Here is a 14,950-nt window from a genome sequence, read left to right as displayed (position 1 = left end):
CACACGGCCGCACCGCCGGGGCCCCCGCGCTCCGCCGCCCACGGGCACCCCGGGCCGCTTCCGCCGGTACGGCCGACGGCGGCGCCGGAGGTGCCGGTACCGGGGCCGCTGTCAGTACCCGGGTCTACAGTGCGCGGAATGACGACTCCCTCACCCACCGTCCGACTCTCCGCGGACGAGGCCCGCCGGATCGTACTGCGCGCCCAGGGGCTGCTCGGCGCTCCGGACCGCCGGGGCGGTGTCCGCGCCCTGCTGCGCCGGCTCGGGGCCGTGCAGCTGGACACCATCTCCGTCCTCGCCCGGTCGCACGAGCTGGTGCCGTACGCCCGGTTGGGTCGGGTGGGAAGAGCCGGGATCGAGGCGGCCTACTGGGGCGACGGCCGGTCGTTCGAGTACTGGTCGCACGCCGCCTGCATCCTGCCGATCGAGGAGTGGCCGCACTTCGCGTTCCGGCGTCGGGCGCGCGCCGCCCGGGGGCACCGCTGGCACGTCCTCCCGGAGCCGGCGCGCTCCTGCGCGGCGGTACGCGCCCGGCTGCGGTCGGAGGGCCCGCTGACGGCGGCGGAGCTGGGCGGTGCCAAGCGGGGCGGAGAGTGGTGGGACTGGTCGGAGACGAAGGTCGCCGTCGAGTGGCTGCTGGACACCGGCGAGGTGGTCTGCACCGAGCGGCGGGGCTGGAAGCGGGTCTACGACCTCGCCGAGCGGGCGGTACCGGCCGAGCTGCTCCACGACGACCTGAGCGACCGGGAGTGCCTGCGCCGACTGGTGGGGCAGGCCGGCATCGCGATGGGCGTCGCCACCGTGGCCGACCTCGCCGACTACCACCGGCTGCGGAAGGCCCAGGTGGAGTCGGTGGTCGCCGACTCGGGGCTGGTGCCCGTCGCGGTCGACGGCTGGGGGCGTCCGGCCTGGGCCGCCCCGGAGGCGCTGGCGACCGCACCCCGCGGGCGGCACCGCACCACACTCCTCTCGCCCTTCGACTCGCTGATCTGGGACCGCCCCCGGACCGAGCGCATCTTTGACTTCGTCCACCGGCTGGAGGCCTACGTCCCCAAGCCCCGGCGGACACACGGCTACTTCGCGATGCCCCTGCTCTCCGGCGGCAGACTGGTCGGCCGGGTGGACCCGGCCCGGGAGGGCGGTGTCCTGGTGGCACGGCAGGCGTCCCTGGAGTCGGCGAAGGCGGTCCGCCCGATGGCCGAGGCGCTCCTACAGGCCGCGGGCTGGGTGGGCAGCACGGAGGTACGGGTCGAGCGGGTCCTGCCGGCGCAGTTGCGCGAACCGCTGGTCGCCGCGGTCGACGAGGTCTCCGGACAGGGGCTGCCGGCGCCCGCCCTCACCTGATCTCGAGGATCTTCTCCCGCATGGCGTAGACCACCGCCTCCATCCTGGAGTGCAGCTGGAGCTTCTCCAGGATGTTGCGGACATGGTTCTTGACGGTGTTCTCGCTGATGAACAGCTCCTTGGCGATGTCCCGGTTGTTCTTCCCCGTGGCGACGAGTTTGAGCACCTCGAGCTCCCGGTCGGTGAGCCGGGGAGCGGGCACCAGCCGGCGGTCGTCGGTGCGCTGGATCATCGACTTGAACTCGGTGAGCAGCTTGGAGGCCATCGAGGGGCTGATCTGGGACTGACCGTCGGCCACCGCACGGATCGCCGCCGACACCTCGTCCGTGGAGATCTCCTTGAGCAGGTAGCCGGTGGCCCCGGCTTTGATCGCCTCGTAGAGGTCGGCCTCCTCATCGCTGATCGTCAGCATGATGATCTTCGCGCTGGGGGCCACCTCCTTGATGGCGCTGCACGCCTCGATCCCCCCGCGCCTGGGCATCCGGACGTCCATCAGCACGATGTCGGGCAGCAGGTCAGCCGCCTTGTCCACGGCTTCCGCGCCGTCCCCGGCCTCTCCGACGACCTCGATGTCCTCCTCCTGCGCGAGGACGATCTCCAGCCCCCGGCGGAACAGTTCGTGGTCGTCCACCACGAGCACCCGGATCGGCTCCGCACGGGGCCTGCCGGTGTCCGCCTCGGTGTCGTCGACGCGTTCGCCGGCGACACCGGACACCGCCCCGAAACTGTCCGCCATCGTTCCTCCCCCTGAAGGCCATGGCCCTTGAGTACGTAACGGGCCAACCGGTCTCCATCGAGCGTGGGTTGGCTACGAGAGCATGATTTCATGCCGCGGCGGTAGCGGAGCGCCTCCGCTGAGCGACCGCTGCCCGCGCCGGGGAGGTCTCCCCGCTGGGGAGACGGTTTCGACGCACTGCTGACGCGCGCGGGGCGCACGGGGGCTTTCGGGGAGGCATCGGGGGCACGCCCACACCGCCCCGCCCCCTCCGTGTCCCGCACTCTCTGCTGCGGTGCCACGAACCGGGGGGACGGTGTGGGCTGGCCGGCGGACCCTCAGACGCTGAGACCTTCAGACACTGAGACCTTCAGACACTGAGCGCGCCGCCGGCCCCCTCTGGCGACTGCTGGGTCAGCGGGTCGCTCTCCAGGTGGATGACGCCGTAGTCGTAGCCGTGCCTGCGGTAGACGACGCTGGGCCGCTTCGACTCCGTGTCGATGAACAGGTAGAAGTCATGGCCCACCAACTCCATCTCGTAGAGGGCCTGGTCCAGGCTCATCGGAGCCGCCACATGGGTCTTCTCCCGGACCACCAGCGGGCCGTCGCCCTGCACCTCGAGCGAGCCCATCCGCCGGGTGGGGACGGTCTGCTGCGGCTCCTCGGGGGTGCGGGCCGCCTCCCCGTTCAGATGGACGGCGAGCGGGGCGGTTGCCGCGGCGACGCTCATCGGCGTGCGTCCGCCGCGGTGCACCCGGCGTTTGTCCGCCTGCTTGCGGATCTGGGACTCCAACCTGGCCGTGGCCGCGTCCAACGCGGCGTACGGATCACCGGCGGACGCCTCGGCCCGGATCACCGGTCCCCGGGAGCGGAGGGTGATCTCGACACGGTCGGAACGGTCTGCCTGACGAGGGTTGTGCTCCTTGGACACCTCGACGTCGAGGCTCATCGCCTTACCGTCGAGCTTCTGGATCTTCTCCAGCTTCAGCTTCTCGGCCACGTGCCTGCGAAAGCGCTCGGGCACCTCGGTCTTTCGGCCCTTGACGACGATGTCCACGCAGAACTCCGTTCCCGGAGCACCCCGCTGTGGAGCGGAGCGCGTCCTCCTTGCTGGGGCCGGTGGGTCGCCTTCGGGGCGGGGCCCATCCGGCACGCGTCTGCTGCATCACCGCGGACCCCGATGGGACCGGAGCCGCGGCACTGCGACTTTCACCTCCTTCTCCCCACTGGAGGGGTCTGCCACCCCCCTCAGTTTTCAGAAGTAGACGAAAGCCCCTAGAGTCGGCTGATCTGATTTACGAGGCAATGTTCCGCCTCCCCTACCACGAAAGTAGCTCCAAAGGCCCTGGGATGACACCCCTGGGCCGTTCTCCAGTCCCGACCTCCTCTCCGGGAACTGCTTTCTCCCCTCTACCATCTGCAACGATCCGGTGACCGATCAGAGTTCCTGGAGCCGTCGGACCCCCGCATGGAAGACCGCGGGCGGGGCGGCCACCACGGCCGCCCCGGCGACCTCCCGGCCCGCCGCGGTCACCGCCCGGGCCGCTTCGGCCAGTGAGGCCCCGGTCGTCAGCACGTCGTCCACCAGCACCACCGGGAGGTCGCGCGCCGATCGAGCGGCGCGATCCGCCACCCCCAGGGCGCCGGAGAGGTTCGCCAACCGCTCCCGGGGACCGAGAGTGGACTGGTCGGCCACGGTCCGTCGCTGCCTCAGCAGGGCGATCACCCGCGCCGGATGGCCGGTCGCCCGCAGCCGCGCGGCGGCGGCCAGCGCGACACGGCGGGTGGGGTCGTGGCCACGTGCGGCCACCGCTCGCCGGGCGGACGGCACGGGGGTCAGGAGGAAGGGCCCGAACTCCGGCTCCGTGCAGGCCCGCACCGCCCTGGCGAGTGCCTCACCCAGCGGTCCGACCAGCCCGAGAGCGCCGCGTTCCTTGTGCGCCAGCAACACCTCACGCACCTCGCCCGCGTAGGGCGCCGCAGCGTGAACCGACGGCAGACCCGCCGGCGCGGGCCCCGGTCGCACCCGGCGGGGGCAACCACCGGCCAACAGGCCGCGGCACCGGCGGCAGAGCGCGGTGCGCGGCTGACCGCACCCCGCGCAGTCGGCCGGGAGGAGGAGTTCCGCGATCTCTCGCCACCATCCGCGCACCGCCCCAGCCTGCTCCGGAAGCGCCTCGCCCACCACCGCCTGTGGAAAACCCCGCCGGGCGGACGGCGGGGAACAGGCCCCTCAGCCGGGGTAGACCGGTGCCGACCCGTTCTTGCTCACCAACTGCCAGTTGGCGTCCGGGGGCAGCCGCACGATGCCGTCCTCGGAGTCGGCGATCAGCGGCTTGTTCTCGTCCTCCGAGGCCGCCACGGACTCCACCCCGCTGATGCCCGGCAGCGTCGGGGTGTTGGACGCCGATCCGTCGGTCTCGACGTACTGCAGCTGCTGCACCCCGCCGGCCTCCCGGCCGACGACCACGAGCCGGCTGCTGCCCGCCCAGGACGCGGAGTCCACCTGCTCCAACTGCGGAGTCACCAACCGCAGGTCGTTCACCGTCAACTGCGGCTTACCGGGTGTCTCGCCCGTCCGCTCCACACGCCCCAGTTCCAGGGAGGTCCGCCCGTCCCGCTCCACCAGCAGGGCGATCCGCACACCGTCCGAGGCCACCCGTAGAGCCTCGATCCGGCCGTTGCCGAGTGAGGGCACCACGACCTCCTCCGGCTGGGCGGTCCCGCCGCGAAGCCACAGCAGCCTGGGGCGTTCGGGGTCCCGGTCGGCGATCCAGAGGTCGCCGTGACCGTCCCAGCTCGGTGCCGTCAGACCGTCCGCCTCCCGCTTGGCGCCGCTCACCAGGACGGCGGGCCCGCGTTCGGCGCCCGACTGCATCGCGGCCACGTACAGCGACCGAGAGTCCAACGACACCCCCGCCGCGTACTGCTCGCTCCGGTCGATCCCGACCCACTTGAGGTGCGTCTGCCCGTCGCCGAAGGGACCCCGCACCCGGGAGGCCGCCACGTCCCCGGGGGAGAGCCTCGCCAACCGGTCGTCCTCGTCGATGAAGTACTGCTGCTCGGAGCGGCTCTTCAGACCGGCGGGGGCGAAGACCTGCGCCGCGCTGTGCGGCACGGTGCACAGCCGGGAGCCGTCCTCCCGGGCCAGCTCCACCTCGTCGACCTTGGCGGAGGCCAGGTCCTGGACGGTGAAGAGCACCTGGGCGGCCATCTGCCGGCACTGCGAGGGCCGCACGTTCGCACCCCGCTCGTCCAGCCGCACCCGCAGGCTGTTCGAGTCGTCCAGCGACAGGCTCTCCTCGGGATCGGCCAGCCCCGCGCCGGACGGGAACCGGGAGTCGGCGACCGGGTCCAGCCAGCTGCTCGGCCCCCGCAGCAGCGCCTTCACGCTCGAGGTGATCAGGTCGATCCGTTTGCGCAGGTACACCGGGTCGGCGACCAGCACCCCCTGCCCCCCGCCGGCCCCTTCGGAGGGCGGGGCCGGTCGTGCGAAGTAGTAGGCGTTGACCGAGCGGTAGATGCGTTCGAAGTCGGACTCACCGAGCACCAGACCGTCCGGAGGACCGTCGATCCGCCACTCACCGGACTCCTTCTTCAGCTGGACCCGGGTCTCGTAGACGCCCTCCTGCGGCCGGTATGCCTGCTTCTGGTCGACCAGGGCCCGCTGTCTGCCGCTGAGGACCGCGACGGCGGTGCCACTCTCCCAGTCGGCGGGCGTGCCCTCCAGCCTCGGGACCGGCCCGTCCGAGAGGACCGTGGTCTGGGAGAACGGCCGCCACTGCTCGGCGGCCTCCTTGGTGAGGTACTGGCGGGCGGTGTCGAAGTCCGCCTCGTCGCTGGTGGTCGCCTCCAGAAAACCCCGCAGGATGTCACTGGGGTGCTCGCCCTTCCGCGGCGGCACGCCGAAGACCTGGACCTGCGACTCGGAATCCGCGCGCTTGGAGGCGTCCACCCGGTGTACGCCGCCGCTGTCGGGCATGGAGGCGCAACCGGCGGTGAGGATCGCGGCGCACACCAGCACCACGACCGTCCGGCGACGCGACCGCCGCCCGCCTCCGAGGCGGCGACCGTGCTCAGAGTTCACGAGGCCGGCCCTCCCGATCCGCTGCGTGCCCCTCACCGCTGCCGGCAGCCGGCGACCTGTTCCCCGCCGGCACGGCACCGGCGGCACCGAGTCCGCCCGAAGCCCCCTGCGCTACCTGCCCGCCGTCACCGGGGGCGTCGGTACCGGACCGCGCCGCCGGTCGGGCCGTCCCCCCCTGCTGCGGCCGTGGTGTGGCGGCCGGACGTTCCGGCGCGGCCGGAGCCGGCACGGGAGCGCCGTCGGTCGCACCGGAGAGCGGAGGGTCGCCGGCGAGGTGGCGCCGGGAGTCCTCCGGTTCCAGGGGGATCGGCGAACCGCGCAGCGGTTCCTCCGCACTACGCGGCAGTGTCAGCCGGAACTGCGCCCCGCCCCCGGGCTCGCCCCACGCCTGCAGCCAGCCGCCGTGCAGCCGTGCGTCCTCGACCGCGATGGAGAGGCCGAGACCGGTGCCTCCGGTGGTGCGCGCCCGCGCCGGGTCGGCCCTCCAGAAGCGGTTGAAGACCCGCTTCGCCTCCCCCGGCCCGAGGCCCACCCCGTAGTCCCGCACCGCGACCGCGACCGCACCGTCCGCGCTGGCGAGCCGCACCACCACATCCCGCCCCTCGCCGTGTTCCACCGCGTTGACCACCAGGTTTCGCAGCACCCGCTCGATCCGCCGGGCGTCGACCTCGGCCACCACCGGCTGCTCTCCGCCCCGCACCAGGATCCTGCCGCCCTTCCGCTCGGCGAGCGGTTCGGCGCCCTCGATGACCCGCTGCACGATGTCCCGCAGGTCGACCGGATCCGCTTCCAGAGCCGCGGCACCGGCATCGAACCGGCTTATCTCCAAGAGGTCGGCCAAGAGCGACTCGAAGCGGTCGAGCTGGTCTCGGAGGAGTTCCGCGGAGCGGGCCGTCGCCGGGTCGAAATCCTCCCGGCCCTCGTGGATCACGTCCGCGGCCATCCGCACGGTGGTCAGCGGGGTACGCAGTTCGTGTGAGACGTCGGAGACGAAGCGCCGCTGCATCCTGGACAACTCCTCCAGCTGCTGGATCTTGAGCTGGAGGTTCTGCGCCATCTTGTTGAAGGATTCTCCCAGCCGGGCGATGTCGTCCTCACCGGTGACCTTCATCCGTTCCTGGAGCAGGCCGGCCGCCAGCCGTTCGGAGATCCCGGCGGCCATCCGCACCGGGGTCACCACCTGCCGCACCACGAGCCAGGCGATGGCGCCGAGCAGCACCACGACGAAGACCCCGGCGGTCGCCAGGGTTCCCTTCACCAGGCTCAGCGACTTCTCCTCCTGGGTGAAGGGGAAGAGGTAGTAGAGCTGGTAGGGATTGCCGTTGACGTCGTTGAGCTGCTTGCCGATGACCAGCGCCGGCTCCCGCTCCCCCGAGGCACGCACGATCCCGGTGTGTTGCTGGTAGGTGCCGGCCTCCTGGTCCAGGATGTTCCGCAGTTTCTGCGGGACGCTCCTCTCCGGCTGGACGTCGCCGGAGGCCCGGGGGGCCCGGGTGCCGCGACTGTCGTCCACGAAGGGCTGCTGGGTGTCGGAGCTGAGCGCCACCACCGAGTAGACGCCCTGCCCACCACTGGCCAGCTGCTGGACCAGGTCGGTCAGCCACACCCCCGAGTTCTGGGCCCCCCGCCCGCCGGCCGAGGCCCCGACCCGCTGCCCCCGGGCATCGGCGTCGGCCTTGTCCTGAGCCACCTTGAAGCCGCCGATGGCCTGACTCTGCGCGGCTCCCTGCTTGGCGTCCTGCAGGCCATTGCGCACCTGGCCGATGACGACGACCCCGAGCAGCAGCACGACGCCGAAGGACATCAGCAGCGTGGAGGCGACCACCCGGAGCTGGATGTTGCGGCGCCACAGGCGGACGGCCGGCAGCAGCGGCCTCCGCACCCAGCGAAGCAGCAGTCTCAGGACGGGGTGCACCGGACCACCCGGTGCCCCGTCCTGCAGCAGACTCCCGCCCTGCCAGAAGCGGTCGAAGAGCGATATCTTCCCGACCTGGTCTGTCGACCGCTTCTCGCCGCGCTCCGGAGCAGCGCCGCTCCCGATCATCTCAGCTCGGTCCGGCCTTGTATCCGACGCCGCGTACGGTCACCACGATCTCCGGCCGCTCGGGATCCTTCTCGACCTTCGAGCGGAGCCGCTGCACATGCACGTTGACCAGCCGGGTGTCGGCTGCGTGCCGGTAGCCCCAGACCTGCTCGAGCAGGACCTCGCGGGTGAAGACCTGCCACGGCTTGCGAGCCAGCGCGACCAGCAGGTCGAACTCGAGCGGGGTGAGCGCGATGGGGCGGCCGTCCCGCCTCACCGAGTGGCCCGCCACGTCGATCAGCAGATCTCCGATGGAGAGTTGTTCGGGCACGGGCTCCTCGGAGCGCCGCAGCCGGGCCCTGATCCTCGCGACCAGCTCCTTGGGCTTGAACGGTTTGACGATGTAGTCGTCCGCACCCGACTCCAGGCCGACCACCACGTCGACCGTGTCACTCTTCGCGGTCAGCATGACGATCGGCACTCCGGACTCGGCCCGGATCAGCCGGCACACCTCGATGCCGTCCCGACCCGGGAGCATCAGATCGAGAAGCACAAGATCGGGCTTGACCTCGCGGAATGCGGCCAGAGCCTTGTCACCGTCCGAGACGAACGACGGTTCGAAGCCTTCGCCCCGGAGCACGATGCCGAGCATCTCCGCCAGTGCGGTGTCGTCATCGACGACGAGGACGCGTCCTTTCATAATTGTCATCATCCCATTAGCTCTTCGTTACCTGGATGTCCTGATGCGCGGCCCCACCGGAGCGCCGTACCCGCGGAGCGCCTCCCGGCACTGTCGGTGACGGTCATCCACTGCCGCTCTCAGGCGTCTGACCTCGAACGCCGTTTCGCGCACCGCGATTCTGGGCAGCGCGCCCCGCGTCCCCCGTCCCCCTCCCTCGATCACAGTCTGTGACGTGATTTCTCTCACGTCCCCACGCATTACTCAACCAGTCCGCCCTGGCCGGTGCGGCGCCGGCCGATCGGAAGAAGCCCACGTCCCGGATCAGCCGGTACGGCACCGTGGCACGATGTCAGCCGAACCGTCCGTTGTGGCGCTTTCCGCAGGGCTGCTCTCCCGAACAGCACGGTCGAACGGCTGCCGGGACCATGAAGGAGCGATCATGAACGACTCCCCGGGCTGGACCTCGCCCGGTTCCACCTCCTCCGACGACTCGGAGCGTGGCGTTCCGGAACAGCGACCGGCAGAGCCCCCGTCCGGCGAGGGTACGTTCCCGCCAGCCGACTCGTCCGCCCAGCAGCCCCCTCCTGGCCAGTGGACCGCTCCTACGGGCCCCCGCCCTGGCCCGACCCCACAGGCCCCGCCGCCCGGCCACCCCGGCTGGGGGCGGGCTCCGGGGCCGCACTCGAAGTGGGCCGCACCGGCCATCGCCAAACCGGGAGTCATCCCGCTGCGGCCGCTGGGCGTCACCGAGATACTCGACGGCGCGGTCTCCACCATGCGGGCACACTGGCGCACCGTGCTCGGCGTCTCCTTCGCGGTGGCGCTCGTCGTCGAGTTCTGCTCGATGATGACGATCAGGATGTGGCTGGCGGACCTCCCCACTCTCGAAAACACCGAGTACGACGTTCCGCCGAGCTCCAGCGAGCTGCTGATCAGGACGGGTGCCAGCGTGACCGGCGACCTGGTCAACCTGTTCATCACCATGCTCGGTACCCTGCTCGCCACCGCGATCCTCACCATGGTCGTGAGCCGCGCGGTCCTCGGACGGACAGTGACCTTCCGAGAGACATGGCGGAGCGCCCGGCCCCAGCTCCCCCGGCTGCTCGGCCTCTTCTGTCTGCTCCCACTGCTCACCATCGCCGCAGCCGCGCTCCTGATGATGCCGGGAGCGCTCCTGCTCGCCGGCAACCCCTCTCCGGCCGGCGGCGCGCTCCTGCTGATCGGGGCACTGGCCGCGATCGTGGTGGCGGTCTGGATCTGGATCCGCTTCAGTCTCGCGGCGCCCGCTCTGATGCTGGAGAAGCAAGGCGTGATCAACGCCATGCGGCGCTCGGCGAAGCTGGTGCGCGGCGCCTGGTGGCGGATCTTCGGTATCCAGCTCCTCACCGTGCTCCTGGTCATGATGGCCGCGTTGGTCATCCAGCTCCCGATGATGCTCATCGGCCTGGTGGCCGGGGGTGAGGAAACCCTCAACTGGCTGCTCGGAGAGTCCGACGACATCGGCTGGGTCTTCCTGATCATCGCGGCTATCGGTGCGGTGATCAGCTCGACCATCACGCTGCCGATCAGTGCCAGCGTCAACGCGCTGCTCTACGTGGATCAGCGCATCCGCCGGGAGGCGCTCGACCTGGAGCTGGGCCAGGCCGCCGGACTGCCCGGATACGGCCCGGGCGGCTCGGGCGGCGGCCCCGTGGCGGAGGGCTGATGCGGTGAGCGTGACCGCGGTGACCCCCCGGGCACGCGCCGCGCTGGAGCACGCGGCGAACGGACCGGTGACAGTTCCCCGGCTGCCCGCCAGGGAGGCGGCTGAGCAGGAACTGTCCAAGCGGATGTACCACGAGAACGATCCGAGCCTCCTCGAGCGAGCGCTGGAGCACTTCTGGAACTGGGTCGGCGAACTGCTCCACGCGGCAACCGGAGCCACCCCCGGCGGGGCGTTCGGGATCGCCGTGGTCGTCGTACTGGTCCTCCTGCTGGTGATCGGACTCATACTCCGGCTCGGGCCGGCCCGGCGTACGCCTGCGGCCCGCGACGAGCTCTTCGACAACCGGCCCAGGAGTGCGGCCGAGTACCGCGCGGCCGCGGAGCTCCACGCCTCCCGACAGCGCTGGGGCGCGGCGATCCAGGAGCAGTTGCGGGCCATCGTCCGCTCCCTGGAGGAACGGGCGCTGCTCGACCCGCGCCCCGGCCGGACCGCCGACGAGGCCGCGGACGAGGCCGGACGTGCCCTCCCCGAGCACGCTGAACGCCTCCACCAAGCCGCGCGCACCTTCGACGAGGTGACGTACGGCGGGCGCAAAGGCTCTGCGGAGGAGTACCTCCGCGTCCAGGAGACCGATGGCATCCTGCGCGGAAGCCGTCCGGTGCTGCCCACCGCCGACCCGCTGGGGGCGGTGCGATGAGGCAGACCGCTCCGCGCGGAGCCGCCGAGCAGTCGTCGAGCCCAGCGGCCACCGCGGGGACATCGTCCATCGGGCGGAAACCGTGGTCGCGCTTCCGCGGCCCTCTGCTCGCCCTGGCCGTCCTGATCGTCGCCGGACTGGTCTTCGCCGCGATCGGCTCCGGGGAGCGCCACGGGCGGCTCGACCCACACTCCACCGACCGGTTCGGCAGCCGAGCGGTGGCCGAGCTCCTCGAAGACCACGGGGTCATCACCCGACTGGTCACCACCACCGAGGAGGCCGTCGCCGCAGCGGGGCCGGACAGCACCCTGCTGCTCGCCAACCCCGACCTGCTCTCGTCCGGGCAACGAGCCGAGCTGAGCGACACGGCCTCCCGGTTCGGGCGTACCATCCTGATCGCCCCCGGCCCTTCCTCGGTCGGGTTCCTCGTCCCCGGGGTCGATGCGGCGGGTACCTCCCCGATACGACCGCGCTCCCCCGAATGCGCCTTCGCCACCGCCGAGCGCGCCGGGACCGCCGAGACGGGCGGCCTGCGCTACACACACACCGGGTCCGGGGTGCAGGCCTGCTACCCGAGTTCCGGGCTGCCCACCCTGCTCCGGCTGCCGGGGCCCGCCGACAGCGACACCGTGGTCATCGGAGCCCCCGACGTCCTGTACAACCACCGCCTCGCCGAGCACGGCAACGCCTCGCTCGCCCTTCAACTGCTCGGTTCGCGGCCGCATCTCGTCTGGTACCTCCCCTCCCTGGCTGACACCGCGGCCGTCGACTCCGACGGCCCCGACTTCTTCGAGTTGATACCGGCGGGTTGGTACTGGGCCGTCGGGCAGCTCCTGTTGGCGGCCGCCCTCACCGCCCTCTGGCGGGCCCGCCGGCTCGGCCCGCTGGTCACGGAGGGGCTCCCGGTCCCGATCCCCGCCTCCGAGGTGACCGAGGGCCGCGCCCGCCTCTACCGGCGAGTGGGGGCCCGCGACCGTGCATCGGAGGCCCTGCGATCGGCCAGCCGGGCCCGGATCGCCCCACTCCTCGGCGTAACGGCAGCCCAGGCAGACCGACCGGACAGGCTCTGCCCCGCCGTGGCGGACCGGGTCGGGGTCCCCGTCCCCGTCGCGGAGCCGCTGCTCTTCGGTCCGGCGCCGAAGGACGATGCCGCACTCGTCAGACTCGCCACTGACCTGGACGACCTCGAACATCGCATCACCTCCGGCACCACATCGCCCGTTTCCCGGACCCTCTTCGAAAAGGACACCCACCGTGAGCGCCCCGACCACTGACAGCGCCCGCGCCTCCCTGGAGGCGCTGAGGACCGAGATCGCCAAGGCGGTCGTCGGTCAAGATCCCGCCGTCACCGGATTGGTGGTGGCACTGCTGTGCCGGGGACACGTCCTACTCGAAGGGGTGCCTGGCGTGGCCAAGACCCTTCTCGTCCGAGCGCTGGCCGCCTCGCTCCAACTCGACACCAAGCGCGTACAGTTCACACCGGACCTGATGCCGAGCGACGTGACCGGTTCCCTGGTCTACGACGCGCGCACGGCAGAGTTCTCCTTCCAGCCCGGGCCGGTCTTCACCAATCTGCTGCTCGCTGACGAGATCAACCGCACACCACCGAAGACCCAGGCCTCCCTTCTGGAAGCGATGGAGGAACGCCAGGTCACCGTCGATGGCACGGCACACCCCCTGCCCGACCCCTTCCTCGTGGCCGCCACTCAGAACCCGGTCGAGTACGAAGGCACATACCCCCTCCCCGAGGCCCAGTTGGACCGCTTTCTTCTAAAGCTGACGGTTCCACTGCCCGGTCGCCAGGACGAGATCGATGTACTGACCCGACACGCGGGAGGCTTCGACCCCCGCGATCTCGATGCCGCGGGCCTGCGCCCCACCGCCGGGCCAGCAGATCTGGAAGCGGCCCGGGAGGCCGTTGCCAAGACCACGGTCTCACCGGAGATCGCCGCCTATATCGTCGATATCTGCCGCGCCACTCGTGAATCCCCCTCGCTCTCCCTCGGTGTTTCCCCTCGTGGGGCCACCGCACTGCTCTCCACATCCCGCGCCTGGGGCTGGCTCACCGGGCGCGATTATGTGACGCCGGACGATGTGAAGGCTCTGGCCCTTCCGACACTCCGACACCGGATTCAGCTCCGGCCGGAAGCGGAAATGCAGGGCGTCACTGCGGACTCTGTCATTCAGGCGACGCTCGCCAACGTCCCCGTACCTCGCTGAGCCGACGAGAGCGACCCCTTCAGCTATGGCCCTCACCGGACGAACCGCCCTCATCGCCGCTCTCGGCGCCCTTGTCACCGGCCTTCTGCTCCCCAACTGGACCGGCGTTCTCGCCATCAATCTCCCCTTGCTGGTGGCAATTCTTGGTGACCTGGTCCTCGCCGCGCCAGTAGGCAGTCTCCGTTTCACCCGATCTGGTGATACATCAGTTCGACTTGGTGAGGGGGCGGAGGTACACCTCACCATCGCCAACCCAGCTGGTCGCACCCTGCGCGCCCTCCTTCGAGACGCCTGGCCCCCGAGCAGTTGGCACACGGAGACCCAGGCCTTCGCAGGCTCCCGCCACTCGCTCAGGATCCCCGCCGGTGAACGCCTCCGGGTCACCACTCGGCTCCATCCGACACGGCGCGGAGACCGTCATGCGGACCGGGTCACCGTCCGGTCGTACGGGCCGCTCGGGCTCGCAGCCCGGCAGGGACAGCACCGGGTTCCCTGGACGGTGCGCGTGCTTCCGCCCTTCACCAGCCGCCGGCACCTGCCCGCGAAACTCGCCCGGCTGCGGGAACTCGATGGTCGGACGAGCGTGCTGACCCGCGGCGAGGGGACGGAGTTCGACAGCCTCCGCGAGTACGTCCCCGGCGACGACACCCGGTCCATCGACTGGCGGGCCACCGCCAGACGGACCGAACTGGCGGTGCGGACCTGGCGTCCGGAGCGCGACCGCCGCATTCTGCTGATCCTGGACACCGGGCGTACTTCCGCCGGCCGGGTGGGCGATGTGCCCCGACTGGACGCCGCCATGGACGCCGCACTGCTACTCACCGCGCTCGCCGCTCGCGCCGGGGACCGTGTGGACCTGATGGCGTTCGACCGCCGGGTCCGTGCGACGGTCCAAGGGCGGACGGCGGGTGATCTCCTCCCCACCGTGGTGGCGGCGCTGGCGCCGCTCGAGGCGGAACTCGTCGAGACGGATGCCTCCGGGCTGGCGGCTGCGGCCCTCCGGATGGCCCCGCGCCGTTCTCTCATCCTCCTGCTCACCACACTGGACTCCGCTCCGGTGGAGGAGGGCCTTCTGCCCGTGCTGCCCCAACTCACCCACCGGCATTCCGTACTGCTCGCTTCCGTGGCCGATCCACGGGTCGCGGAGATGGCTGCGGCCCGGGGGACGGTCCAGTCCGTCTACCAGGCCGCTGCGGCTGCCAGGGCCCAGGCGGAACGGGAGCAGACCGCCGACCGTCTACGCCGCTACGGCGTCACGGTCGTCGATGCGGTCCCCGACCAGCTGTCCTCGGCCCTGGCCGACGCCTATCTGGCCCTCAAGAGCAGCGGCCGTCTCTGATGCCTCCTCCCTTCCGGGAGGACCTGAAGCGATCGGCAAGAGGCCCGGGAATACGAAAGAGGCTGGCCCAGGCCAGGGCCCGCTGGCCCCGACCGCAGCCCCTCAGAACGGACACCGGGATCCACCTCGGAAACAAAG

At 71.2% G+C, this 14,950-nt stretch carries 12 protein-coding genes; 6 read left to right on the top strand and 6 right to left on the bottom strand.

What is annotated here, in order from left to right:
- Window positions 1-138 precede the first annotated feature (138 nt).
- Window positions 139-1,344: a winged helix-turn-helix domain-containing protein gene (locus tag BGP73_RS00070; protein ID WP_069811041.1), complete on the top strand. Its 1,206-nt coding sequence runs from the start codon at window positions 139-141 to the stop codon at window positions 1,342-1,344.
- Here the strand turns inward: BGP73_RS00070 and BGP73_RS00065 are convergent.
- The 6 genes from BGP73_RS00065 to mtrA all read right to left on the bottom strand — a co-directional run bounded on the left by BGP73_RS00065 (window position 1,337) and on the right by mtrA (window position 8,881).
- The gene (locus BGP73_RS00065) at window positions 1,337-2,080 is read right to left on the bottom strand and encodes a response regulator (protein ID WP_069811040.1); all 744 of its coding nucleotides are present in this window, start codon (window positions 2,078-2,080) and stop codon (window positions 1,337-1,339) included. The genes BGP73_RS00070 and BGP73_RS00065 overlap by 8 nt on opposite strands.
- Before the next feature lie 349 nt (window positions 2,081-2,429).
- Window positions 2,430-3,116, bottom strand: a complete 687-nt coding sequence (hpf, locus tag BGP73_RS00060; protein ID WP_069811039.1) for a ribosome hibernation-promoting factor, HPF/YfiA family — start codon at window positions 3,114-3,116, stop codon at window positions 2,430-2,432.
- A gap of 381 nt (window positions 3,117-3,497) precedes the next feature.
- Window positions 3,498-4,211, bottom strand: a complete 714-nt coding sequence (locus BGP73_RS00055) for a ComF family protein (RefSeq protein WP_079127090.1) — start codon at window positions 4,209-4,211, stop codon at window positions 3,498-3,500.
- An 81-nt stretch (window positions 4,212-4,292) separates the two neighbouring features.
- Window positions 4,293-6,146, bottom strand: coding sequence for an LpqB family beta-propeller domain-containing protein (locus tag BGP73_RS00050; RefSeq protein WP_069812010.1), 1,854 nt, complete (start codon window positions 6,144-6,146; stop codon window positions 4,293-4,295).
- Window positions 6,136-8,190: an MtrAB system histidine kinase MtrB gene (gene mtrB / locus BGP73_RS00045; RefSeq protein ID WP_069811038.1), complete on the bottom strand. Its 2,055-nt coding sequence runs from the start codon at window positions 8,188-8,190 to the stop codon at window positions 6,136-6,138. The genes BGP73_RS00050 and mtrB overlap by 11 nt, the downstream gene beginning before the upstream one ends.
- 1 nt (window position 8,191) lies before the next feature.
- Window positions 8,192-8,881 carry a two-component system response regulator MtrA gene (mtrA, locus tag BGP73_RS00040; RefSeq protein ID WP_212732769.1) on the bottom strand — a complete coding sequence of 230 codons (690 nt, stop codon included), beginning with the start codon at window positions 8,879-8,881 and terminating at the stop codon, window positions 8,192-8,194.
- A 409-nt stretch (window positions 8,882-9,290) separates the two neighbouring features.
- Between mtrA and BGP73_RS00035 the strand changes: the two genes are divergently transcribed.
- Genes BGP73_RS00035 through BGP73_RS00015 form a run of 5 tightly spaced genes read left to right on the top strand, consistent with a single transcriptional unit; the run spans window position 9,291 to window position 14,812 of the window.
- Window positions 9,291-10,556 (top strand): DUF7544 domain-containing protein, encoded by a 1,266-nt coding sequence (locus BGP73_RS00035; protein ID WP_069811036.1) that lies wholly within the window; start codon window positions 9,291-9,293, stop codon window positions 10,554-10,556.
- A 4-nt stretch (window positions 10,557-10,560) separates the two neighbouring features.
- Window positions 10,561-11,253, top strand: coding sequence for a DUF4129 domain-containing protein (locus tag BGP73_RS00030; protein ID WP_069811034.1), 693 nt, complete (start codon window positions 10,561-10,563; stop codon window positions 11,251-11,253).
- Window positions 11,250-12,527, top strand: coding sequence for a DUF4350 domain-containing protein (locus tag BGP73_RS00025; protein WP_069811032.1), 1,278 nt, complete (start codon window positions 11,250-11,252; stop codon window positions 12,525-12,527). The genes BGP73_RS00030 and BGP73_RS00025 overlap by 4 nt, the downstream gene beginning before the upstream one ends.
- Window positions 12,508-13,473, top strand: a complete 966-nt coding sequence (locus BGP73_RS00020) for an AAA family ATPase (RefSeq protein ID WP_069811030.1) — start codon at window positions 12,508-12,510, stop codon at window positions 13,471-13,473. Before BGP73_RS00025 ends, BGP73_RS00020 begins: the two co-directional genes overlap by 20 nt.
- A 25-nt stretch (window positions 13,474-13,498) precedes the next feature.
- Window positions 13,499-14,812: a DUF58 domain-containing protein gene (locus tag BGP73_RS00015; RefSeq protein ID WP_069811029.1), complete on the top strand. Its 1,314-nt coding sequence runs from the start codon at window positions 13,499-13,501 to the stop codon at window positions 14,810-14,812.
- Window positions 14,813-14,950: the final 138 nt, after the last annotated feature.

The sequence above is a fragment of the Streptomyces sp. TP-A0874 genome, from assembly GCF_001748085.1.
Lineage (GTDB): Bacteria > Actinomycetota > Actinomycetes > Streptomycetales > Streptomycetaceae > Streptomyces.
The sequence above is the reverse complement of the archived record's forward strand: the minus strand, read 5'-3'. Positions and strand labels throughout refer to the sequence as shown.

Bases quoted from the DNA above. Each gene is read 5' to 3' on its own strand.
- BGP73_RS00070 (WP_069811041.1), top strand. From the start codon at position 139: ATGACGACTCCCTCACCCACCGTCCGACTCTCCGCGGACGAGGCCCGC.
- BGP73_RS00065 (WP_069811040.1), bottom strand. From the start codon at position 2,080: ATGGCGGACAGTTTCGGGGCGGTGTCCGGTGTCGCCGGCGAACGCGTC.
- mtrB (WP_069811038.1), bottom strand. From the start codon at position 8,190: ATGATCGGGAGCGGCGCTGCTCCGGAGCGCGGCGAGAAGCGGTCGACA.
- mtrA (WP_212732769.1), bottom strand. From the start codon at position 8,881: ATGATGACAATTATGAAAGGACGCGTCCTCGTCGTCGATGACGACACC.
- BGP73_RS00035 (WP_069811036.1), top strand. From the start codon at position 9,291: ATGAACGACTCCCCGGGCTGGACCTCGCCCGGTTCCACCTCCTCCGAC.
- BGP73_RS00025 (WP_069811032.1), top strand. From the start codon at position 11,250: ATGAGGCAGACCGCTCCGCGCGGAGCCGCCGAGCAGTCGTCGAGCCCA.
- BGP73_RS00015 (WP_069811029.1), top strand. From the start codon at position 13,499: ATGGCCCTCACCGGACGAACCGCCCTCATCGCCGCTCTCGGCGCCCTT.